This window comes from Actinoplanes sp. NBRC 103695 (assembly GCF_030269485.1).
Lineage (GTDB): Bacteria > Actinomycetota > Actinomycetes > Mycobacteriales > Micromonosporaceae > Actinoplanes.
The window spans coordinates 174,194-194,433 of sequence record NZ_BSTL01000014.1; the positions used below are offsets into that span (position 1 = coordinate 174,194).

Consider the following 20,240-nt stretch of genomic DNA (forward strand, 5'->3'; position numbering starts at 1 on the left):
GGTAGCCGGACGCGGCGGTAGCCGGACGCGGCGGTAGCCGGACGCGGCGGTAGCCGGACGCGGCGGTAGCCGGACGCGGCGGTAGCCGGACGCGGCGGTAGCCGGACGCGGCGGTAGCCGGACGCGGTCGGTGGTAGCTGAAGGCGCTATCTGCGGCGTTGACGGCCGGCCCGGCCCTTGCGCGCCGCCCACGCCCGCGGCCGGTGGTAGGACCGGGCGCAATCCACCGCTATCCACCGCTCCGGGCTACCACCCGCGCGGACTGTGGTGGCTCAGGGCGCCATTTCGGCCCGGATACCGCCCTGTCCCACCACCGCGTGCCTGGTCCTACCACTCGCGCCTGCTCCTACCACCGGACCGCACCTGGCCACGGCCGCAAGCGGCGGCAGCAACAGTGAGCAGGCACCCGGGCGCCTGGCATACCCAAGCGAGAACCCACGCCAGCCGCGAGCGGCGGCAGCGACCGACGACAGCGACCGACGACAGCGACCGGCGGCAGCGACCGACGACAGCGACCGGGCTCCCGGCATACCCGAACGAAACCCCACGCCAGCCGCGAGCGGCGACAGCGACCGGGCTCCCGGGCACACCAAGCGAAACCCCGCCCAAGATCATCGATCATGAACATTGTGTCGCGCGCACCGTCCGCCTCCCCCACCCTGTTGGGTGGGCGGAAATGTAGCACCGTCGCCTGACCGAACGGCCCCTCTGTCCACAGGCAGCGCGGTCAGAGCTCCTGCTCCAGCGACGCCACACCGCCCACCGCGGCGGCGACCGGGAGGCGGGTGCGGGCGGCGCCGTCGCCGTACAGGGACCAGCGCCAGAACTCGGTGCTGGTCCGGGTGATGGCCTCGAACGACGAGTCCTCGATGACGTGGCCGCCGCCCTTGATCGTGAGCATCGCCCGGGACCACGGGACGGCCTCGAAGACGGTGCGGCCGGCGTCGTACTTGACCGTGTCGTCGTCGGTGCCGTGGACGAAGAGCATCGCCGCCGCCGGGCCGGTGAACGGGGTGCTCAGGAAGTCGGTGCCGGCGATCGCCAGGCCGGCCTTCAGGCGGGTGTCGCGCTGGGCGCTGAACAGGCCGATCGTGGTGATCGCCCCGCCGGAGTGGCCGGCCGCCGCGATCCGGGTGTCGTCGATGATGCCGCGCAGCGGGTCGCCGGTGAGGGCCAGGAGCTGGTCGATCACGGTCATCGCGTCGGCCGGCTGGTTGATGACGTCGTTCTCGTCGAAGGCCGGCGCCTCGTACCTGGTGTGGGGGTATGCGGGACCGGCCACCACGAAACCGGCCTGTGCCCACCGGGACAGCAGCGCCGCGAAGTCCTCGGGGTTGGAGGTGAGGCCGTGGCTGAAGAGGATCAGCGGGTACCGGCCGGAGGCGGGCGCGGCGCTGTCCACGGGAGCGGGCGTGGCGGGCGCCACCCCGGCCGCCGGGTACCAGACGCGGGTCGGCAGCGGACGATCCGTACCCCGGGAGAAGTCGAGGTCCCGGCGCCCCACCGCGAACGCTGTCGCCGGCGCGCTTCCCGGCGGGGGCCGGTAGGGGGTCACGTTCTGCGGTTCGAGGCTGGAGGAGTCGTTCGATCCCATGATGTCGCCGGTGAGCGAGGGGAGCGCCGAGGGCGAGGCCGGCGGCGGGGCGGCGGGCCGGTCGGGTGCGACGCATGCGGACAAACCCCCGGCGGCCACGAGGCTGAGTAACAGAGTTCGTCTACGCATGGTGACGATTCTGCTGGTCAGAGCTGTGCGGACCTTGAGAATCCGGGCCGGGTCGGCAAGACGAAGATCACAATCCGGCATAGGGTTCCGGACATGACGACCAGAAACATCCGGATCGGCGTGCAGATCAAACCGCAGCATGCCGACTACGCCTCCATCCGCCGCGCCGCCGCCGAGGCCGAGGACCTGGGCGTGGACATCCTCTACAACTGGGATCACTTCTTCCCCCTGAACGGCGAGCCGGACGGTCTGCACTTCGAGTGCTGGACGATGCTCGCGGCGTGGGCCGAGCAGACCAGCCGGGCGGAGATCGGCGCGCTGGTGACCTGCAACAGCTACCGCAACCCGGAACTGCTGGCCGACATGGCCCGGACCGTCGACCACATCAGCGACGGCCGGCTCATCCTGGGCATCGGGTCGGGCTGGTTCGAGCGGGACTACCAGGAGTACGGGTACGAGTTCGGCACCGCCGGCGGGCGCCTGGACGACCTGGGCGAGGCCCTGCCGCGCATCGAGTCCCGCTGGGGCAGGCTCAACCCGCCGCCGACCCGGAAGATTCCGGTGCTGATCGGCGGCGGCGGCGAGAAGAAGACGCTGCGGCTGGTGGCTAAGCACGCCGACGCCTGGCACACATTCGCGGACCCGGAGAAGCTGGAGCACAAGTACGGCGTGCTCAAGCAGCACTGCGCCGACGTCGGCCGGGACGTGTCCGAGATCGAGGTGTCCGTCGGGGTCGAGGGCAAGGAACCGGCCGAGGTGGCGCCGCGTCTGCTCGAGCTCGGCGCCACCCAGTTCACCGTGGGCGCGAAGGGTCCGGACTTCGACCTGACGGAGTTGCGCCGCTGGCTCGAGTGGCGCGACTCGCTCTGACAAAAGGGACAGGCTAGACGAAGACGCTCAGGATCATCACGCAGGCGAAACCGACGACGGAGATGATCGTCTCCATCACCGACCACGTCTTGATGGTCTGACCGACGGTCATCCCGAAGTACTCCTTCACCAGCCAGAACCCGGCGTCGTTGACGTGCGAGAAGAACAGCGACCCGGCGCCGATGGCCAGCGCCAGCAGTGACACCTCCGGGGTGCTGAGCGTGCCGGCCAGCGGCGCGACGATGCCGGCGGCGGTGATCGTGGCGACGGTGGCGGATCCGGTCGCGATCCGGATGCCCACCGCCACCAGGAAGCCGAGCACCAGCGCGGAGATGTTGGCGTCCTTGGCGGCGTCGGCGACCACGTTGCCGACGCCGGCGTCCACCAGCACCTGCTTGAACCCGCCGCCGGCGGCCACGATCAGCAGGATCCCGGCGATCGGCGGCAGCGAGCCGCCGATCACCGCGGAGGTCTTGCGGCGGTCGAACCCGGCACGCTTGCCGAGGGTCCACATGGCGACCAGTACGCCGGCCAGCAACGCGACCACGGGCTCGCCGGCCACCTCGAACGCGCCGCGCACACTGTTCTCCTCGGGGAGGGTGAGCTCGGCGATCGCCCGCAGCAGCATGAGCACGATCGGCAGCAGCACGGTCAGCACGGCCGGCCAGAAGCCGGGGTTGCGGGTGGGGCGGGGCTTGTCGTCGTCGGCCTCGACCGGTTCGGCGGTGGCGTCCGCGGAGACCGCCGCACCGGTCTCGGTCGCGACCGCGTCCACCCGCTCGGCGCCGGCCAGGGCGGGCACCTCGACGTGCACCCGCTTGCTGATGAAGTTGCCGAAGATCGGGCCGGCCACCAGCACCGTCGGGACGGCGCAGATCAGGCCGAACGCCAGGGTCAGGCCCAGGTCGGCGTTCAGGCTGGAGATCGCGACCAGCGGTCCCGGGTGCGGCGGGACCAGGCCGTGCAGCACCGACAGGCCGGCCAGCGCCGGGATGCCGATCTGGAGCAGCGGCACGGTGGTGCGCCGCGCGACCAGCAGCACGATCGGCACCAGGAGCACGACGCCGACCTCGAAGAACAGGGGCAGGCCGATCAACGCCGCGACGCCGGCCATGGCCCAGGGCAGTTTGCCGGCGGAGACCCGGTCGACGATGCGTTTGACGATGCCGTCGGCGCCGCCGGAGTCGGCCAGCAGTGCGCCGATCATCGAGCCGAGCGCGATCAGCAGTCCGACGTTGCCGGCGGTGGTGCCGACGCCGTTGGTGAAGGAGTCGACGGTGTCGCCCGGGGCGGCGCCGGCCGCGATGCCGAGGGTGGCCGCGCCGAGCACCAGGGCCAGGAACGGATGCCACTTGGCCCACGCGATGAGGAGGATGACGACCACGATGCCGAGCACGGCGGCCAGGACGAGTTGGGTGCCGCCGGCGTCGGTGATCGCCTCTGCTGCGTAGGGGTGCATGCGGGGGCCGTACCCCGCTCTCAGCTGCTCTCAAACGCGGCGAGCACCCGTTCCAATCCGCGGGCCACGATTGCGGCGTCCCCGCCGAGGTGGTCGGTGTAGTGCCGCTTGATCCCGGCGAGGTAGACGGGGGCGGCCTCGCGGAGCCGCTTGCGCCCGGCGTCGGTGATCGTCGCGTACGCGGAACGCCGGTCCTCGGGGTTGGCCTCGCGGGCGACCAGCCCCTCGGCGGCGAGCTGGTCGACGACCCGGCTGACCCGGGAGCGGCTGACCACGGCGAGGAGTCCGAGCTCGCCCATGCTGAGCCGGCGCTCCGGGGCGGAGTTCAGCTCGAGCAGCACGTCGTACCAGGTCAGCGGCAGGTTGCAGGCGCTCTGGAGTTCGCGGTCGAGCAGTGGGACCAGGGCGGCGTGCACGCGTAGCAGGCCCGCCCAGGCGTCGGTGTCGTCCATCACCCGAGCGTACCCAATTCTTGTGCGTGCGCACGCAACGGCGTAAGAATGTGCGTGCGCACGCAAATCCGACGATCCAGGAGAAGCATGATGTCCAAGCTGCTGCACGTCTCCGCCTCACCCCGCGGCCCGCGTTCCGAGTCGCTGGCGATCGCCGACACGTTCCTGTCGGCTTTCCGCGACACCGACCCGGCGGTGCCGGTGTCCACCTTCGACCTGTGGGACGGCTCGCTGCCGGCGTTCGGGCCGGACGCGGTGGCCGCCAAGATGGCCGTCTTCGCCGGCGAGGAACCGACCGGCGACGGCTGGGCGGCCGCCACCGACACGTTCCGCCGCTTCGACGACGCCGACCTCTACCTGTTCAGCGTGCCGATGTGGAACCACGGCGTGCCGTACATCCTCAAGCAGTTCATCGACGTGATCAGCCAGCCCGGCCTGGTCTTCGGGTTCGACCCGGCGGCCGGCTACACCGGCCTGCTGACCGGCAAGCGAGCCGCGGTGATCTACACCAGCGCGGTCTACGGCCCGTCGTTGCCGCCGTCGTTCGGCACCGACTTCCAGGCGCCGTACTTCACCGGCTGGCTGCGCTGGGCCGGCGTCACCGACATCAGCGAGATCCACTTCCGCCCGAACCTGGTGACGGCCGACGCCGCTACCGCCCGGGCCGCGGCCCACGCCGACGCCCGGGAGGTGGCCAAGCGCATGATTGTCCGGTGATCGACGACGACGTCCCGGCCTTCTGGCGCGGACTGGGCCTGCCCGGGCTGGCCGACGTGCACACCCACTTCCTGCCCGAGCGGATGTTGCGCAAGGTGTGGGCCCAGTTCGACGCGAGCGGCCCGCTGATCGGCCGCCCGTGGCCGATCAGCTACCGCGGCTCGGACCCCGAGAGGATCGCGACCCTGCGCCGGCTGGGCGTCCGGTCCTTCTCCGCCCTCGCGTACGCCCACAAGCCCGCGATGGCCGCCTGGCTGAACGAATGGACGCTCGCCTTCGCCGCGGAGGTCCCCGAGTGCCTGCCGAGCGCGACGTTCTTCCCCGAGGACTCCGCCGCCCCCGATGTCCGCGCCGCCCTGGACCGCGGCGCCCGCATCTTCAAGCTGCACCTTCAGGTCGGCGGTTTCGACCCGGGCGACCCGCTGCTCGCACCGGCGTGGGGCCTGCTGGCCGAGGCCGGGACGCCGGTGGTCGTGCACGCCGGTTCCGGCCCGGTCGCCAACGGACACACCGGCCCGGGCCCGATCGGCGAGGTGCTGGCCCGGCACCCGCGGCTGGCGGTGATCGTCGCCCACCTGGGCAGCCCCGAGTACGAGGGGTTCCTCGACCTGACCGGCCGCTATCCGAACGTGCGGCTGGACACCACGATGGCGCTCACCGATTTCTGGGAGGAGATGGCCCCGTTCCCGCGGTCCCGCCTCGCCCAGCTGCGCGATCTGGGCCTGGCCGGCCGCGTCCTGCTGGGCTCCGACTTCCCCAACATCCCCTACCCGTACGCCCACCAGTTGGAGGCGCTGACCCGGATCGACCTGGGCGACGACTGGCTGCGGGCAGTCTGCTGGGACAACGCTACCGCTATGTTCGGTTTGCCCCGGTGAATCCCTGAACTCGCCACGCCGAAGTCCCACGGGCGCTGGCGCGGGCGTGCCACGATCACCGCATGAAGAAGATCCTCGGCTGGGTGGCCGTGATCCTGCTGATCTTCTACATCGGCACGAATCCCGGCCCGGCCGCCGACATCGCCCGGAGCCTCGGCGACGGCGTGGCCAACGTCTTCCGCAACGTCGGCACCTTCTTCTCCGAGCTGGCGAACTAGCTCCGCGCCCTGTCGGAGTGTCCCAGGTCCCGATCAGGCGCCACCCGGTCCCGGACCAGGCGCTTCAGCTCGGGGATCTCCGGGAAGCCGCTCTCCTTGCGTGACCAGAGCGTCTCGCCGTTCAGCCGGATCTCGAAGACCCCGCCGATCCCCGGCACCAGCGCCACCTCACCCAGGTCGCGCGGGAACGTGGTGAGCAGTTCCTGCGCGGTCCACGCCGCCCGCATCAGCCAGCGGCACTGGGTGCAGTACTCGATCTCCAACCGGGGCTCCCGCATCGCCGCATCGTTTCATGCCGGCTGGGTAGCCTGACGACATGGCACGGATCTTCATCACGGGCTCGGCCGACGGGCTGGGACTGGGCCTCGGGCGGCGGCTGCTCGACGACGGGCACGACGTGGTCCTGCACGCCCGCAACGAGCAGCGCGCCACCGACACCCGCGCGGCCTCGGGCGTCGAGCAGGTGGTCGTCGGTGACCTGGCGAACATCGCCGAGACCCTGGACGTGGCGACCCAGGCCGGGCGGGCCGGCCCGTTCGACGCGATCGTGCACAACGCGGGCATCGGCTACACCGCCCGGCGGCGCGAGGAGACGGCCGACGGGCTGGAGAAACACTTCGCGGTGAACGTTCTCGCGCCGTACCTGCTGACCGCGCTGATCCCCCGCCCGGACAGGCTGATCTACCTGAGCTCCGGCATGCACCACGGCGGCCGCACCACGCTCGACGACCCGCAGTGGACGTCGCGGCGGTGGAACGGCAGCGCCGCCTACAGCGACACCAAGCTGTGGGACGTGGTGCTGGCCCTGGCGGTGGCACGGCGCTGGCCGGGCGTACGCGCGAATGCCGTCGACCCTGGCTGGATCGCCACGCGCATGGGCGGCGCCGGCGCGCCCGGCAAGCTCGACGAGGGCACGCGCACCCAGGCGTGGCTGGCCGTGAGTGACGACCCGGCGGCGACGGTGACCGGCCGTTATTTCAGCAACATGCGCGAGGAGCGACCGGCGGCCGCGACGACCCGGGCCGAACTTCAGGACGAGCTGCTCGACTACTGCGCCCGCCTGTCCGGCACGCTGCTGCCGGAGTGAGGCTCACCTGCGTCGGCCTGTCCACGGTGGACATCGTCCACCGGGTGCCCGCGATCCCCGGCCCCGACGAGAAGGCGCAGGCCACCTCGGTCCAGATCGCGGCGGGTGGTCCAGCACTCAACGCCGCGGTCACGGCGGCCGCGCTCGGCGCCGACGTCACGCTGGTCACGGCGATCGGCGCCCATCCGCTGGGCGCGTTGATCAAACAGGACCTCGCCGCGTACGGGGTACGCCTGCTGGACGCCTACGACGGCGGGACCGAGCCGCCGCCGGTGTCCGCGGTGACCGTGGAGGAGACGACCGGCCGCCGTTCCATCGTGAGCCGTAACGCCGGCGCCGTCACCCTCCGCATGCCGGCGTGCGACCTGTCCGGCGTCGTCCTGGTCGACGGCCACCACCCGGTGCTGGCCCGGGCGGCAGCCGCGGCGGCCGGCACCCTGGTCGTCGACGCCGGCCACTGGCGCCCGGTGTTCGCCGAGGTCCTCCCCCACGCCCACGTGGTCGCGGCCTCGTCCGGCTTCAGCCATCCCGCGCTGCCCGAGGTGGCGCCCCACGTGGCGGTGACCGATGGCCCGGCGCCGGTCCGCTGGTGGTCGGGCGCCGCATCGGGCGAGCGGCGGGTGCCCGCGGTCGACGCCCTGGACACCTCCGGCGCGGGCGACGCCTTCCACGGCGCGCTGGCGGTGGCGATCGCCGCCGGGGCCGGTTTCGTCGAAGCGCTCGACGAGGCGATCCGTGTGGCCGCGATCCGCGTCGCCCACGCGGGTCCGCGTTCCTGGCTCACCGACCCTCGGCTCCAGCAAGACCTCGTGCCGAGCGAAGATCCGTGAGGCAGCGACGACCACGGCTGGTGGCAGGCCGCTGATCTCTGCCCGGCACCGGTTATCCTGGACGCCTGCGACTGCTCTGCTCGCACGAGGGCGGCCTTCCGGCGTCACGAAGCGACGCTTGTCCCTAGCCCGTCGTGGCTCTGGCAGCGACCCCTTCCCGACCCGGCCGTGCACGCTGCTGGGCTCGCACAGAGATGTGAGCAGATGACCTCGCCTGAGCCGCTCGACCCGACAGCCGCGTTCGCCGAGCTGGGCCGGATCAGACTCAGCGAAACCAACCTCGACCAGGTCCTCGCCCGCGTCGCCGGGCTGGCGAAACGAAGCGTGCCGGGCGCTTCGGAGGTGTCCGTCACGTTGATCCGCGGCGACGACGCGCACACGGCGGCCTTCACCGGACTCCTCGCGGTGAGCCTCGACGAACGGCAGTACGAGGACGGTGCCGGCCCCTGTCTGGACGCCGCCGCCACCGCCACGACCCTGTCGGTCCCGGACATGGCTCAGGAGGACCGCTGGCCCGGCTGGGCCGCCCGGGCGGTCGACGCCGGCGCGCGCAGTTCCCTGGCGATCGGCCTGCCCGTGCTCGAGAAGGTGACCGGCGCGCTGAACATCTACAGCGTGGACGCGAAGGCGTTCGACGACGACGCGGTCACGCTGGCGCAGACGTTCGCCGGGTACGCCGCGGTGGCGCTGGCCAACGCACACCTCTACGACGCCACGGCGACCTTGGCCGAGCAGATGCAGGAGGCGATGGCCAGCCGGGCGATCATCGAGCAGGCCAAAGGCATCCTGATGGGCCGGCGGCGCTGCACCGCCGACGAGGCCTTCATCATGCTCCGCAAGGTGTCGCGGGACTCCAACCGCAAACTCCGTGACGTCGCCGAATCACTCGTCGCGAAGGCACAGGCCGGCACCGACCGCTGACGGACACGTGTCAGCGCGATGGATCAGTACGGGTTGCCCGTGCCGGGCAGCCGGCCTCTCAGCAGCCCCCGTGGCCGGCCCGCCAGTTCCGGATCGCCGGACAGCGGCGGCGTGTCGTCATGGGCCCGCTCGGCGAACCCGGCGATGAACTCCCGCAGCGTCGACTCGGCGTCGTGGACCGGCGCCCAGCCCAGCTCGCGCGCGATGCGGTCGCATGACATCAGCGGCGCCTTCAACCCCATCGCCACCCAGCCCGCGTCGACCGGCTGGAGCCGCAGCCGCCAGCTGAGATCCGCCGCCGCGTACAGCGCCACCCCCGGCACCGGCACCCGGACGCCGCCGAACATCCGCGCGGCCAGGCGGGTGTCGAGGACGGGCGCCGCGGCGACGTTGAACGCGCCCCGGACATCGGAGAGCAAGGCCCTCGCGTACGCCTCGGCGACGTCGTCCGCGTGCACCCCCTGGACCCGCAGTGCCGGGTGGGCGGGCAGCACCGGGATCCGCCGGGCGCGCAGCAGGCCGACGGGCAGCAGCGGGCCGGCGAAGTAGCGGGCGATCTCGGTGCCCGCCGAGCGCTGGAAGATCAGGCCCGGCCGCAGCCGGACGACGCGCAGCTCGGGCCGGTCCCGTTCGACGCCGTCCAGCAGCTTCTCGACCAGGGCCTTGTGCGTGCTGTACGACGACTCGACGATCCCTGTGGCCGGCCACGCCTCGGTGACGTACCGGTCCTTGGGTCCTGGCGCGTACGCACCGACCGACGACGCCACGACGAGGGTGCGGACGCCCGCCGCCAGCGCCGCCACCACCACGTTGCGGGTGCCGAGCACGTTGGTCCGGAAGAGCCGCCGCCGGTCGTGGCTGGGCTGGATCTGCCAGGCCAGCTGCACCACCGCGTCGGCCCCGGCGAAGATCCGCTCGAGCCTGGTCCCGGCGTCGTCCGCGCCGATGTCGCACGAGTGCCACTCGATGTCGCTGTCGAAGACGCGGCGGGACACCCCGACGACGTCGATGCCGGCCTCGTCGCGCAGGCGCCGCAGCAGGGCGGTGCCCGCGTTGCCGGACGCGCCCACGATCACGACTCGCATGACCATCCCTCCATCAGGCCGGCCGCCCAGCGCGCGTCCAGGGCCAGCGCGCTCCGGGCGCCGAACAGCACGTCCCCGGCCAGTTCCGGCTCGGCCGCCGCGAAGGATCCGCAGAGGTCGTGCGCGGCGATCTGCTCGTGCACCGCGTCGGCCTCGACGTGCTCGTCGTAGAAGGCCGTCGCCGCCTGGTCCCCGCCGAGCCGGCGCAGGCCGTTGCCGTAGTTGCGGTTGGGCGCGGTCGAGGTCATCTCGTACGCCGCCAGATGGCCGATCAGGGCGCCGCGCCGACGGCGGTGCAGCCCGAACAGCGACATCACGTTGTTGTTGGCGAGCGTCGCCGCGCCCGCCGACTCCACGTACGCGCCGTACGTCAGGTCCAGCTCGAACCACCGCATCGTCTGCTTGAACAGCTCCTGGTGCATGCGCGGCTCGACGCCGTTGCCGTACTCGTCCATCTGGATCTCGATCAGGGCCGCCTTTGCCTTGCCGGCCAGCCGCGGGATCACCCACGTGTGCGGATCCGCCTCGCGCAGGTGGTAGACCGACCGCAACCGGACGAACTCGCGGAACTGGTCGTAGGTCGCCCGGCCGCGCAGATACTTGGACAGCGCCGGCCCGTCGTCGGCGGCGACCGTCTCGGCCAGCAGCCGCGGCACGTCCCCCGGCTCGACCGGCGCGGGCGGCCCGACCAGCGCGTACAGGTCCTGTTCGAACCGCGCCTCCAGCTCGGCCCGCACCCGCAGCAGCCCCGGGTTCCACTCCCAGGCGTCGTCCACGCCGTCCCAGCCGCGGTAGGCCAGCTCGTAGCAGACGAACAGCGCCAGGTGCAGGTCCTCGTCGTCGTCCGGCCGCACCAGCTCAGGCAGGTCGCCACCACGACCGGCGAGCAGGTCGATCACCGCCGCGGAGACGGAGCCCCGGGGTCCAGGAAGCTTCATGCCTGAGGGCTGCCCGAGGTCAGGCGGGGTAAACGTACGTTTGAAACGCCTCGCCCCGGCTATCCACGCCGGCATGGGATCAACGATCATTCCGTACGAGGACGGCCCGCTGATCGTTCGCGGCGACTTCGACCTGCGTACGCCCGACGGCACGCCGATCGAGGCCGGCCGGGCGACCATCGCGCTGTGCCGCTGCGGCCGTTCCGCCATCAAGCCGTTCTGCGACGGTACCCACAAGGCCATCAACTTCAAGGCCGGCGTGAACCGGGAGACCCCGCCCCGGCCGTAGGATCGGCTGGTGGCGGCTCTCGACCGGATCGACCGGCGCATCCTCAACGCGCTGGAGATCGCCCCGCGTGCGCCGTTCGCCCGGATCGCCTCGGTGCTCGGCGTCTCCGAGCAGACGGTGGCCCGTCGCTACCAGCGGCTCCGGTCGTCCGGCGTGGTCCGGGTGCTGGCCCGGCCGGCACCGCTGCGGCCGGGGTCCACGTACTGGACGCTGCGGATCGGCTGCCGGCCGGGCACCGCCACGGCCCTGGCCGACGCGCTGGCCCGCCGCGACGACACGTCGTGGATCAGCATCGCGGCGGGCGGCGCCGAGATCACCTGCCAGACGATCATCGCCGAGGACGACCCGGCCGGCCTGCTCCAACACCTGCCCCGCGCGTCGAACGTGATCACGTTCAGCGCCCATCAGGTGCTGCACCGCTTTCCCGGCCGGGGCGAGAGCGAATGGATGGTCTCGGTGGACGAACCACTGGACGCGGACGAGCGAGCCACTCTCCTCCCGGATGTCCCTGGCGCTTCCGGGAGGCCCGCCCAGCTGGAACCGGCCGACGGTCCCCTGCTGGACGCGCTGACCCGGGACGGCCGGGCCGGCTGGTCGGCGCTGGCCGAGGCGACCGGCTGGAGCGAGCGGCAGGTCGCCCAGCGGGTGGCCGCGCTGACGGCGAGCGAGGCGATCTACTTCCACCTGGACGTGTCGGACGCGGCGGTCGGCATCCACGCGGTGGCCAACCTGTGGTTCACCGTCGCGCCGGCCGACCTGTCGGCGGTCGGCGCCGAACTGGCGGACCACCGCGAGGTGGCGTTCACCGCCGCGGTCACCGGCGCCGCCAACCTGATGGCCTCGGTCCGCTGCCGGGACGCGGCCGCCCTCTACCGCTACCTGACGACCAAGGTCGCCGCGGTGGAGGGCGTCCGCACGGTCGAGACGGTGCCGCTGCGGGTCCGCTTCAAGCAGGCACACTCACTGATGGAGAACGGTCGCGTGCGGGCGCCTCTCGGGTCGTGACCAGCAGCAGGACCGCGAGCGCGCCGAGCAGGCCGGCGCCACCGGCGATCAGGAAGCCGCCGTCCAGCCCGGCCGCCGCCGCGTCGTGCAGGGCCGCCGACACGCTCGCCGGGTCGGACGCGGCCCCGAGGATACGTCCGGACCGGCCGGCTGCCAGCGCGTGCGCGGCCGCCGTGGGATCCGGGACGCCGTGGTCCGCCAGCCGGCCGGCCGCCCGGGAGGCGAAGACGGCGCCCAGCACCGCGATGCCGACCGCGAAGCCCAGCTGCCGGGCGGTGTTCAGGGCGCCCGCGGCCATCCCGCCCCGCCGCGGCGGCACCGTGGCCATGCCGGCCGACGCCATCACCGGCAGCGCCATACCGACGCCGACGCCGATCGCCACGAAGCCCGGAACCAGCGCCGGCCAGCTCGAACCCGCGCCCAGCAGGGCGGCGCAGAGTAACGCGCCCACGCCGATCAGCAGCATCCCGCCGCCCATCAGCGCGCGCGGGTAGCGGCTCTGCAGACGGGACGCGGCCAGCCCGGTCGTCACCGACGCCAGCCCCATCGGCAGCCCGGTCAGGCCGGCCTCGAGCGGGGACAGCCCGATCAGCGACTGCAGCCAGACGGACGTGTAGGTGAAGCTCGCGAACGCCGCGAAGTTCACCAGCAGCGAGGCGATCAGGATGCCGGTGAACGACCGGTTCCGCAGCAGCGACAGGTCCAGCATCGGGTGCGGGTCGCGCCGCTCCCACGCCACGAACACGGCGAGGGCGACGGCGCTCAGCAGGAGCAGTCCCCACGTACGCGGGGTCGACCAGCCGACCTCGTTGGCCCGGATCAGCGCGACGGTCAGCGCGGCGGCGAACACCGTGAAGGCGAGCAGTCCGGCCACGTCGAACCGCCCGGTGCGGTGCCGCTCGCCCGGCCGCAGCACGGTCCGGCACAGCACGATCGTGACCACGCTGATCGGCAGGTTGACCAGGAAGATCCAGCGCCAGCCGAGCCCGTCGGTGAGCAGCCCGCCGAGCACCGGACCGATCGCCGCGGCGGCACCCGACACGCCACCCCAGATCCCGTACGCGACGCCTCGCTCCCGCCCCTGATAGGCGCTGTTGAGCAGGGCCGACGTCGTGGTGAACATGGCCGCCGCGCCGGCGCCCTGCACGACCCGCGCGGCGATCAGCACCGTGTCGGTCCCGGCCAGCCCGCAGGCCAGCGAGGACAACGCGAAGACGACCGGCCCGCCGGCGTACAGCCGCCGGTGCCCGACCCGGTCCCCCAGCGAGCCCGCGCCGAGCAGCAGCACGCCGAGGGCCAGCGCGTACCCGTCGAGGACCCACTGGAGCGACCCGAACGAGCTGCCCAGATCCGAGGTCATCGGCGGCAGGGCGACGTTCACGATGGTCACGTCGATCAACAACATGAAGGTGCCCAGGCACACCGTCACGAGCGGCCACCACTTGCGCATGATGTTCCTTCCGTAGGACTCGAGATTCGAACCCACGGTCACCCGGCGCCTGGCGAATCTCCCAGCCGGCCCCGCCAGATCGGTCGGAATCCGCCGAAGGGCGCGGCCGGTTCTGCCGAATCCGCCATCAGCGCAGGGGAAGAGCCGGGCAGTGCGTCCCGGCCGGCGGCAGCGTGGTGTCGACGAGGTAGCGCAGGACCAGGCCACGGGTGCAGTCGGTCCGGTTCGCGGCGCCGTGACCCATGCCGTCGTAGGTGACGAGCGTCGCGCGGCCGAGCTGGGCGGCCACCCGTTGCGCGCCCTCGTACGGGGTGGGCGGGTCGAAGCGCGAGTTGATCACCATGATCGGCGGAGCGTCGGGCGCACGCAGCGGCCGTTGCGGGTTGGTGGCCGGCACCGGCGGGTTGATGCACAGGTCGGCGACGTCGTACGGCGCTCCGCGCACGTCGGGGGCCGCCGCCTGGACCCGGCCACGCAACGCCTGCATGGCCGCGAACGTGGTCGTGCGGTTGACGGCGTCGGCGCACTGGATGTAGATCGGCAACGGGGTGGGCGCGGCGGCGGCGTTCTTGCCCGGCCGGCCCTCGATGACCGCGGCGGCGGCCGGCAGGTTCGGCTGGGACAGCGGCGCCACGATCCGGTACGTGAGCTCGCCGCTCTCGTCCCCGGCGAACAGCTCGGCCACCCTCGCCCGGATGTCGGCGCCGTGCAACGAGCAGTCGGTGGAGCCGTCGCACCACGCGAGGAACTGGTCGAACGCCTCCTGCGCGGCCCGGGCGCCGGTCACCGCGAACCGGTCGGAGTCCACGCTGTGGTCGTACACGGCGTCGAGCACCATCGTGCGGATCCGGGCGGGGAACCGCTCCGCGTACATCTGGCCGATCACCGTGCCGTACGAGAGCGCGTACAGGTTGAGCTGCCGCAGGCCGAGCCGCTCGCGGAGAGCGTCGACGTCGCGGGCCGCGGCGACGCTGTCCAGGTGGTCGAAGAGCGGGCCGGTCCGGGCCCGGCAGTCCGCGCCGACCGCGGCCTGGGCGTCCAGCAGCGCGGCGAACTCGGTCTCGGTGCGCGGCGGCGGAGCGTTCAGCCGCTCGACCAGCGCCGAGTCGCACCGCACGGGATGGCTGCGCCGGACCCCGCGCGGGTCGAACCCGACGATGTCGAACCTCGCGGCGATCTCCGGCGGGAACAGCGCGCCGAAGATCTGGTCGTCGGTCACGGCGTCCACACCGGAACTACCCGGACCGGCCGGCAGGTACACGAGCGTGCCCACCGGGTCGGCGGCCGGACGCCGGGCGACGGCCAGGTCGAAGCGCTGCCCGCCGGGCCGGGACCAGTCGACGGGCAGCGACAGCGTTCCGCAGGAGACGGCCGCGTTGTCCGCACACGGTTCCCACGGTGCCGGTGACGAGGGTGCTGCCGCGCCGGATCCGCTCAGCGCGGCGACGAGCAGCCAGATGAGATGTTTGGTCATCCCTCCACCGTGGTGCCCGCCGGAGCCGGTCGCCTCCCCCTTCGGCAGGAGGCGGGGCTCGTCCCGGCTTCCTAGGGTCGAGACATGAACCGGCTCCTGCAAGTGCCGCTGCGGCTGCTCCCGTTGCCGGTCATGGCCGCGTTCCTGGCCGTGCTGCACGGGCCGAACGTGGTCACCGCGACCGACTGGGCGTTCGGCCTGGTCGCCGCGGGGCTCACCGGAGTCGCCGTGTGGCAGCCGCTGGCCGCGTCCGTCGTGCAGTCGGCGCTGCTGCTGGCGGCACTGGTGGACGGTCCTCGTACGGTCATGCCGATGCTCTTCCTGCTCGCCATGATCACGCTGGGTGAGCTGTGGGTCCGCCGGGGCGGCTGGCAGTGCTGGGCGGGTGCGGGCGCGTTCGTGGTGGTGCAGGCCGTGCTGGTGGCGCCGGGCTTCGACCCGCGGCTGTCCGTCCCGTCGATCGCCTTGACCACGCTGCCGCCGGTCGGGCTCGGGGTGTACGTCCGCTCGGTGCTGCGGCGGGCGATCACGGCCGAGGGCGACCGCGAGCGGTCGGTGCTCCAGGCGCGCGCCGCGGAGCGTACGGCCATCGCCCGTGAACTGCACGACCTGGTCGCGCACCACCTGGCCTCGATCGCCGTGCAGGTCGGCGCCGCCCGCCAGGCGCTGGGCGGCGCGGACCCGGAGGTCGACGAGGCGCTGGCCCAGGCGCACACCACGACCCGGGCGGGCCTGACCGACCTGAAACGGCTGATGGTCGTCCTCCGCGACCCGGCCACGGCAACCGGCGGGGCGGGCACGGCCCTGGTCGAGCCGGACGGGATCGGCGAGGCGATCACCGCGGTGGTGTCCCACGTCCGTGCGGCCGGCGTCACCGTGTGCGGCGACATCGACGAGTCGGTCGCGACGCTGGACGCGATGCGCCGGCTCGCGGTGCTCCGCGTCGTGCAGGAAGGGCTGACCAATGTGGTCAGGCACGCCGGGCGCGCCGCTCACGCCACGGTGGTGGTCCGGGTGACCGATCAGGGGGTACGGGTGGAGATCGCCGACGACGGCCGAGGCGGGCCCGGGTCGCGCGGCGGGTTCGGGCTCGTCGGCATGCGGGAACGGGTGGAGCTGCTCGGCGGCCGGATGAGCGTGCTCGACAACCACCCCGGCTGGCGGCTGGAGGTGGTGATCCCGTGATCCGCGTCCTGCTCGTCGACGACCAGCGCCTGGTCCGCGCGGGCCTGCGCATGCTGTGCCGCACCACCACCGACGTCGAGGTCGTCGGCGAGGCGGCGACCGGCGCCGAGGCGATCCGCCAGTTCGAGATCCTGGTCCCCGACGTGGTGCTGATGGACCTGCGCATGCCGGGCGTGGACGGCACCACGGCGACAGCACGCATCGTCGCCGCCCGCCCCGGCGCACGCATCCTGGTCCTGACCACGTTCGACGACGACGAGCACCTGTACGCCGCGCTGGCCGCCGGCGCGCGCGGCTTCCTCGGCAAGGACGCACCCCCGGACCAGCTCCTGGACGCGGTCCGCCGCACCGCGGCCGGCGAGACGCCGTTCAGTCCCGGCGTGCTGTCCCGGATCGTCCGCTCCGCGACCGCCGCGCACCGGGAGGTCCCGCGCCTGGACGGCCTGACCGCCCGCGAGCGCGACGTGCTGGACCTGCTGGGCGACGGCCTGTCCAACGCGGAGATCGGCGACCGCCTGCACGTCGCGGTCAGCACGGTGAAGACCCACGTGGCGGGCCTGATGACGAAGACGGGCGCGACGAACCGCGTCAAGCTGGCCGTCCTGGCGAAGAGCCCGCACCGCCCGTGAGGTCTCGCGCCTGCCCGCCGGACATGACCACGATCCGGTCGGCGAGGCGGATCGTGGCCGGACGATGGGCGATGATCAGCGCGGTGCGCCCCGCCAGCACGGTGCGCATGGCGTCGTGGATGACGCGTTCGGCGGGGATGTCGAGCGAGGACGTCGCCTCGTCGAGGATCACCACCGACGGGTCGGCGATCAGCAGCCGGGCCAGCCCGAGCAGCTGCCGTTGCCCGGCATGGCCAGGGCCAGAACCGACGCGACGACGGCGAGGACCGTCGCCGCGGCCAGGCGTCCGCTGACCGGCCGTACCCAGGGCCACAGCCCGGCCGGCGAACGCACCGCGGAGCGGGGTGATGGAGAAATCGAGGTCGGCATCAACGGTGCACGGTAGAAGCCGGCGCGAGCCGGCACACCCCATTAACGGCGGACACCGCCCGCCCCGGGGAAGGGCGAGCGGTGTCCCGGTTCGCTCAGGCGGTGAGCCTGTCGAGACCGTCCCAGCCGTGACCGATCTGCCGGACCGCGCTGTACGGCCGGCCGTCGTCCCGGACGATGTTGTTCGAGTACAGCCACATCGTCCCGTCCGCCTTCGTGGCCACCAGGTCGGCGAACCCGTCACCGGTCACGTCGGCCCCGACGATGCGGTCGAAGTTCTCCCAGCCGGTGCCGATCTGACGCACCGCGCTGTACGGCCGCCCGTCGTCCCGGACGATGTTGTTCGAGTACAACCACATCGTGCCGTCCGGTTTGGTGGCGACCATGTCGGTGAACCGGTCCCCCGTCACGTCCGCCGCGAAGATCCGGTCGAAACCGCCCCAGCCGCTGCCGATCTGGCGGGTCGTGCTGTACGGGACGCCGTCGTCGCGGACGAAGTTGTTCGTGTACAGCCACATCGTGCCGTCCGGCTTGGTGGCGACCATGTCCGCGAAGTCGTCACCGGTCACGCTGTGGCCCTTGGGCGCCTCCTCCTCGTCCACCGGCGTCCAGACCGCGTTGGCGATCGCCACCCCGTCGGCGGTCGCGTCGTAGTACCGCTGCGGGAACGCCGACACCTGCACGTCCTGGCAGACCTTACCGATCGGGTCGGTCATCCAGGAGTCGCCGTCCACGCGCAGCATCTTGTCGATGAACCGGTTGGTGGCGTACACCGGATTGAGAATTTGATCGGGTGTTCCCCAGCCCTGCGACGGCCGCTGCTGGAAGAGGCCGACGCTGTCCCGGTCTCCGTAGGTCAGGTTCCGGATCGTGCTCTCCACGATCGTGGTGGTGATGGCGATCTGGGCGGCGCGCCGGTCCAGTCCCCGGCCGCGGATGGTGGCGGCGATGACCCGGGCGCAGGACACCCGGTAGGCGTTCATCTCGCCGTCCATCCCGCCGGTGAGGCGGGCGTTGAGGTCTCGGGCGATCTGGGCGTCGGCGCTGGTGCTGCCGCCCGGGTCGCACGGCCGGGTGGTTTCGGCGTGCGCGGGTCCGGCTCCGACGACCGCGGACAACGCCGATCCGAGTACGGCCAGCGCCACGCCGGCCGACATCCATCTGAGTCTTCTTCTCATCGTCGTTCCCCGTACTCAGGCGGTGATGCGCTCGAAGGCGCCCCAGCCGCTGCCGATCTGCCGGACGGCGCTGTACGGGATGCCGTCGTCGCGGACGATGTTGTTCGAGTACAGCCACATCGTCCCGTCGGCCTTGGTGGCGACCAGGTCGGTGAAGCGGTCGCCGGTGACGTCGGCGCCGACGAGCCGGTCGAAGTTCTCCCAGCCGTGGCCGATCTGCCGGACCGCGCTGTAGGGCCGCCCGTCGTCGCGGACGATGTTGTTCGAGTACAGCCACATGGTGCCGTCGGCCTTGGTGGCGACCAGGTCGGTGAAGCCGTCGCCGGTCGCGTCGGCCGCGATGATCCGGTCGAAGCCACCCCAGCCGCTGCCGATCTGACGGAAGGCGCTGTACGGCCGCCCGTCGTCGCGGACGATGTTGTTCGAGTACAGCCACATCGTCCCGTCGGCCTTCGTCGCCACCAGGTCGGCGAAGCCGTCACCCGTCACGTCGGCGCCGACGATCTTGTCGAAGCCACCCCAGCCACTGCCGATCTGACGCACCGCGCTGTACGGCCGCCCGTCGTCCCGGACGATGTTGTTCGAGTACAGCCACATCGTCCCGTCGGCCTTGGTGGCGACGATGTCGGAGAAGCCGTCGCCGGTCACGTCCGCCGCGATGACCCGGTCGAAGCCGTCCCAGCCACTGCCGATCTGACGCACCGCGCTGTACGGCCGCCCGTCGTCGCGGACGATGTTGTTGGAGTACAGCCACTGCGTACCGTCGGCCTTGGTCGCCACCAGGTCGGCGAAACCGTCTCCGGTCACGTCGGGCGACCAGGTGTTCTCCTCTTCCTCCTCGGCCTCCTCCACGATGTGGTCGTAGCGGACCGGGGTGTAGAGGCCGGCGTAGTTCGTCTCCCAGGTGCGTTCGATCGTGTCCCGGCTGCCGGTCTGCTCGATCACCACCAGGCGGGTGTGCTCGGAGTTCCCCCACCGCACGAACAGGGCGACGTGGTTCTCCGACGTGTCGCCGGTGTGCCGCAGCAACGCGTCACCGGGCTGCAGCGCGCCGCGGGAGATCCGGTGGCTCCTGTCCGCGAGGTTGCCGGTCCACCAGTCGCTGCCGCGCCCGCCGAGGCCCCAGGCCATCGCCACCATGCCGGAACAGTCGGTGCGGTAGTCGCCGTACTGGTTGCGGTAGCAGCGGTTCTGGCTGTAGGGCACGACCACCGCCAGCCAGCTGCGGGCCCGGGTGACCGCGTCGGCCCGGGCGGTCGTCTCGTCGGCGCCGTTGGCGTCGCACGGCAGCGGCGTGGTGGCGACCTGGGCGGCGAAACCGGAGCCCGGCTTCGCGGACAGGCCGGGGTAGTTCGGCAGCGCCGGGTCGCCGACCGGGGCCGGCGCCGGCGCCGGATCGGCGTGGGCCGGTGCCGCGGCCGCCACGCCGGCCATCAATGCCAGCGGTACCGCTATCGCGGTCGCCCATCGGCGCACCAGGCGA

General features: G+C 72.4%; 22 protein-coding genes. 11 read left to right on the forward strand and 11 right to left on the reverse strand.

Annotated elements, in window-relative coordinates; genetic code table 11:
• Positions 1–727 precede the first annotated feature (727 nt).
• Entirely contained in the window at positions 728–1,723 is a 996-nt protein-coding gene (locus QSK31_RS25690) for an alpha/beta hydrolase family protein (RefSeq protein ID WP_285686880.1), read from the reverse strand.
• 93 nt (positions 1,724–1,816) lie between these two features.
• On the opposite strand from QSK31_RS25690, the gene QSK31_RS25695 reads away from it, so the two are divergent.
• The gene (locus QSK31_RS25695) at positions 1,817–2,593 is read left to right on the forward strand and encodes an LLM class F420-dependent oxidoreductase (RefSeq protein ID WP_285686881.1); all 777 of its coding nucleotides are present in this window, start codon (positions 1,817–1,819) and stop codon (positions 2,591–2,593) included.
• A gap of 13 nt (positions 2,594–2,606) precedes the next feature.
• On the opposite strand, the gene QSK31_RS25700 is transcribed toward QSK31_RS25695, so the two are convergent.
• Positions 2,607–4,052 carry a GntP family permease gene (locus QSK31_RS25700; RefSeq protein ID WP_285686882.1) on the reverse strand — a complete coding sequence of 482 codons (1,446 nt, stop codon included), beginning with the start codon at positions 4,050–4,052 and terminating at the stop codon, positions 2,607–2,609.
• A 20-nt stretch (positions 4,053–4,072) separates the two neighbouring features.
• Entirely contained in the window at positions 4,073–4,504 is a 432-nt protein-coding gene (locus QSK31_RS25705; protein ID WP_285686883.1) for a MarR family winged helix-turn-helix transcriptional regulator, read from the reverse strand.
• A gap of 87 nt (positions 4,505–4,591) precedes the next feature.
• Here QSK31_RS25705 and QSK31_RS25710 point away from each other — a divergent pair, with 87 nt between their 5' ends.
• The 3 genes from QSK31_RS25710 to QSK31_RS25720 all read left to right on the forward strand — a co-directional run bounded on the left by QSK31_RS25710 (position 4,592) and on the right by QSK31_RS25720 (position 6,317).
• Positions 4,592–5,221, forward strand: coding sequence for an FMN-dependent NADH-azoreductase (locus QSK31_RS25710; RefSeq protein WP_285686884.1), 630 nt, complete (start codon positions 4,592–4,594; stop codon positions 5,219–5,221).
• Positions 5,218–6,099 (forward strand): amidohydrolase family protein, encoded by an 882-nt coding sequence (locus QSK31_RS25715; RefSeq protein WP_285686885.1) that lies wholly within the window; start codon positions 5,218–5,220, stop codon positions 6,097–6,099. The genes QSK31_RS25710 and QSK31_RS25715 overlap by 4 nt, the downstream gene beginning before the upstream one ends.
• Before the next feature lie 62 nt (positions 6,100–6,161).
• The gene (locus QSK31_RS25720; protein WP_285686886.1) at positions 6,162–6,317 is read left to right on the forward strand and encodes a hypothetical protein; all 156 of its coding nucleotides are present in this window, start codon (positions 6,162–6,164) and stop codon (positions 6,315–6,317) included.
• Here QSK31_RS25720 and QSK31_RS25725 read toward each other — a convergent pair.
• On the reverse strand, positions 6,314–6,595 hold the full coding sequence (locus QSK31_RS25725) for an Rdx family protein (protein ID WP_285686887.1): 282 nt from the start codon (positions 6,593–6,595) through the stop codon (positions 6,314–6,316). The genes QSK31_RS25720 and QSK31_RS25725 overlap by 4 nt on opposite strands.
• 38 nt (positions 6,596–6,633) lie before the next feature.
• On the opposite strand from QSK31_RS25725, the gene QSK31_RS25730 reads away from it, so the two are divergent.
• The 3 genes from QSK31_RS25730 (at position 6,634) to QSK31_RS25740 (ending at position 9,155) form a co-directional block, all read left to right on the forward strand.
• Positions 6,634–7,404, forward strand: coding sequence for an SDR family NAD(P)-dependent oxidoreductase (locus QSK31_RS25730; protein ID WP_285686888.1), 771 nt, complete (start codon positions 6,634–6,636; stop codon positions 7,402–7,404).
• Positions 7,401–8,234, forward strand: a complete 834-nt coding sequence (locus QSK31_RS25735; RefSeq protein ID WP_285686889.1) for a PfkB family carbohydrate kinase — start codon at positions 7,401–7,403, stop codon at positions 8,232–8,234. The genes QSK31_RS25730 and QSK31_RS25735 overlap by 4 nt, the downstream gene beginning before the upstream one ends.
• 204 nt (positions 8,235–8,438) lie before the next feature.
• Positions 8,439–9,155, forward strand: a complete 717-nt coding sequence (locus QSK31_RS25740; RefSeq protein WP_285686890.1) for a GAF and ANTAR domain-containing protein — start codon at positions 8,439–8,441, stop codon at positions 9,153–9,155.
• Positions 9,156–9,178: 23 nt separating this feature from the next.
• Here QSK31_RS25740 and QSK31_RS25745 read toward each other — a convergent pair whose 3' ends face one another.
• Together QSK31_RS25745 and QSK31_RS25750 are read right to left on the reverse strand one after the other, a co-directional pair.
• Positions 9,179–10,240: an NAD-dependent epimerase/dehydratase family protein gene (locus QSK31_RS25745; protein ID WP_285686891.1), complete on the reverse strand. Its 1,062-nt coding sequence runs from the start codon at positions 10,238–10,240 to the stop codon at positions 9,179–9,181.
• Positions 10,228–11,178, reverse strand: a complete 951-nt coding sequence (locus QSK31_RS25750; RefSeq protein ID WP_285686892.1) for an iron-containing redox enzyme family protein — start codon at positions 11,176–11,178, stop codon at positions 10,228–10,230. The genes QSK31_RS25745 and QSK31_RS25750 overlap by 13 nt, the downstream gene beginning before the upstream one ends.
• A 73-nt stretch (positions 11,179–11,251) precedes the next feature.
• Between QSK31_RS25750 and QSK31_RS25755 the strand changes: the two genes are divergently transcribed.
• Positions 11,252–11,467, forward strand: coding sequence for a CDGSH iron-sulfur domain-containing protein (locus QSK31_RS25755; RefSeq protein ID WP_285686893.1), 216 nt, complete (start codon positions 11,252–11,254; stop codon positions 11,465–11,467).
• Positions 11,468–11,476: 9 nt separating this feature from the next.
• Complete coding sequence (locus QSK31_RS25760) at positions 11,477–12,472, forward strand: Lrp/AsnC family transcriptional regulator (RefSeq protein ID WP_285686894.1); 996 nt, start codon at positions 11,477–11,479, stop codon at positions 12,470–12,472.
• On the opposite strand, the gene QSK31_RS25765 is transcribed toward QSK31_RS25760, so the two are convergent.
• Entirely contained in the window at positions 12,414–13,922 is a 1,509-nt protein-coding gene (locus QSK31_RS25765; RefSeq protein WP_285686895.1) for an MFS transporter, read from the reverse strand. The genes QSK31_RS25760 and QSK31_RS25765 overlap by 59 nt on opposite strands.
• 127 nt (positions 13,923–14,049) lie before the next feature.
• Positions 14,050–15,396: an alpha/beta hydrolase gene (locus QSK31_RS25770; protein WP_285686896.1), complete on the reverse strand. Its 1,347-nt coding sequence runs from the start codon at positions 15,394–15,396 to the stop codon at positions 14,050–14,052.
• An 84-nt stretch (positions 15,397–15,480) separates the two neighbouring features.
• Here QSK31_RS25770 and QSK31_RS25775 point away from each other — a divergent pair, with 84 nt between their 5' ends.
• Both QSK31_RS25775 and QSK31_RS25780 read left to right on the forward strand, forming a co-directional pair.
• Positions 15,481–16,581 (forward strand): sensor histidine kinase, encoded by a 1,101-nt coding sequence (locus QSK31_RS25775; protein WP_285686897.1) that lies wholly within the window; start codon positions 15,481–15,483, stop codon positions 16,579–16,581.
• Positions 16,578–17,210 (forward strand): response regulator, encoded by a 633-nt coding sequence (locus QSK31_RS25780; RefSeq protein ID WP_285686898.1) that lies wholly within the window; start codon positions 16,578–16,580, stop codon positions 17,208–17,210. Before QSK31_RS25775 ends, QSK31_RS25780 begins: the two co-directional genes overlap by 4 nt.
• Here QSK31_RS25780 and QSK31_RS25785 read toward each other — a convergent pair.
• The 3 genes from QSK31_RS25785 to QSK31_RS25795 form a co-directional block, all read right to left on the reverse strand.
• Entirely contained in the window at positions 17,170–17,523 is a 354-nt protein-coding gene (locus QSK31_RS25785) for a P-loop NTPase family protein (protein ID WP_285686899.1), read from the reverse strand. The genes QSK31_RS25780 and QSK31_RS25785 overlap by 41 nt on opposite strands.
• Positions 17,524–17,674: 151 nt before the next feature.
• Entirely contained in the window at positions 17,675–18,736 is a 1,062-nt protein-coding gene (locus tag QSK31_RS25790; RefSeq protein ID WP_285686900.1) for a hypothetical protein, read from the reverse strand.
• A 36-nt stretch (positions 18,737–18,772) separates the two neighbouring features.
• Entirely contained in the window at positions 18,773–20,233 is a 1,461-nt protein-coding gene (locus QSK31_RS25795) for a C40 family peptidase (RefSeq protein ID WP_285686901.1), read from the reverse strand.
• Positions 20,234–20,240 lie beyond the last annotated feature (7 nt).

Excerpts from the sequence above, each read along its gene's own strand:
- QSK31_RS25690 (WP_285686880.1), bottom strand. The coding sequence starts at position 1,723 with ATGCGTAGACGAACTCTGTTACTCAGCCTCGTGGCCGCCGGGGGTTTG.
- QSK31_RS25695 (WP_285686881.1), top strand. The coding sequence starts at position 1,817 with ATGACGACCAGAAACATCCGGATCGGCGTGCAGATCAAACCGCAGCAT.
- QSK31_RS25700 (WP_285686882.1), bottom strand. The coding sequence starts at position 4,052 with ATGCACCCCTACGCAGCAGAGGCGATCACCGACGCCGGCGGCACCCAA.
- QSK31_RS25705 (WP_285686883.1), bottom strand. The coding sequence starts at position 4,504 with ATGGACGACACCGACGCCTGGGCGGGCCTGCTACGCGTGCACGCCGCC.
- QSK31_RS25710 (WP_285686884.1), top strand. The coding sequence starts at position 4,592 with ATGATGTCCAAGCTGCTGCACGTCTCCGCCTCACCCCGCGGCCCGCGT.
- QSK31_RS25720 (WP_285686886.1), top strand. The coding sequence starts at position 6,162 with ATGAAGAAGATCCTCGGCTGGGTGGCCGTGATCCTGCTGATCTTCTAC.
- QSK31_RS25725 (WP_285686887.1), bottom strand. The coding sequence starts at position 6,595 with ATGCGGGAGCCCCGGTTGGAGATCGAGTACTGCACCCAGTGCCGCTGG.
- QSK31_RS25730 (WP_285686888.1), top strand. The coding sequence starts at position 6,634 with ATGGCACGGATCTTCATCACGGGCTCGGCCGACGGGCTGGGACTGGGC.
- QSK31_RS25740 (WP_285686890.1), top strand. The coding sequence starts at position 8,439 with ATGACCTCGCCTGAGCCGCTCGACCCGACAGCCGCGTTCGCCGAGCTG.
- QSK31_RS25745 (WP_285686891.1), bottom strand. The coding sequence starts at position 10,240 with ATGCGAGTCGTGATCGTGGGCGCGTCCGGCAACGCGGGCACCGCCCTG.
- QSK31_RS25750 (WP_285686892.1), bottom strand. The coding sequence starts at position 11,178 with ATGAAGCTTCCTGGACCCCGGGGCTCCGTCTCCGCGGCGGTGATCGAC.
- QSK31_RS25755 (WP_285686893.1), top strand. The coding sequence starts at position 11,252 with ATGGGATCAACGATCATTCCGTACGAGGACGGCCCGCTGATCGTTCGC.
- QSK31_RS25765 (WP_285686895.1), bottom strand. The coding sequence starts at position 13,922 with ATGCGCAAGTGGTGGCCGCTCGTGACGGTGTGCCTGGGCACCTTCATG.
- QSK31_RS25770 (WP_285686896.1), bottom strand. The coding sequence starts at position 15,396 with ATGACCAAACATCTCATCTGGCTGCTCGTCGCCGCGCTGAGCGGATCC.
- QSK31_RS25775 (WP_285686897.1), top strand. The coding sequence starts at position 15,481 with ATGAACCGGCTCCTGCAAGTGCCGCTGCGGCTGCTCCCGTTGCCGGTC.
- QSK31_RS25790 (WP_285686900.1), bottom strand. The coding sequence starts at position 18,736 with ATGTCGGCCGGCGTGGCGCTGGCCGTACTCGGATCGGCGTTGTCCGCG.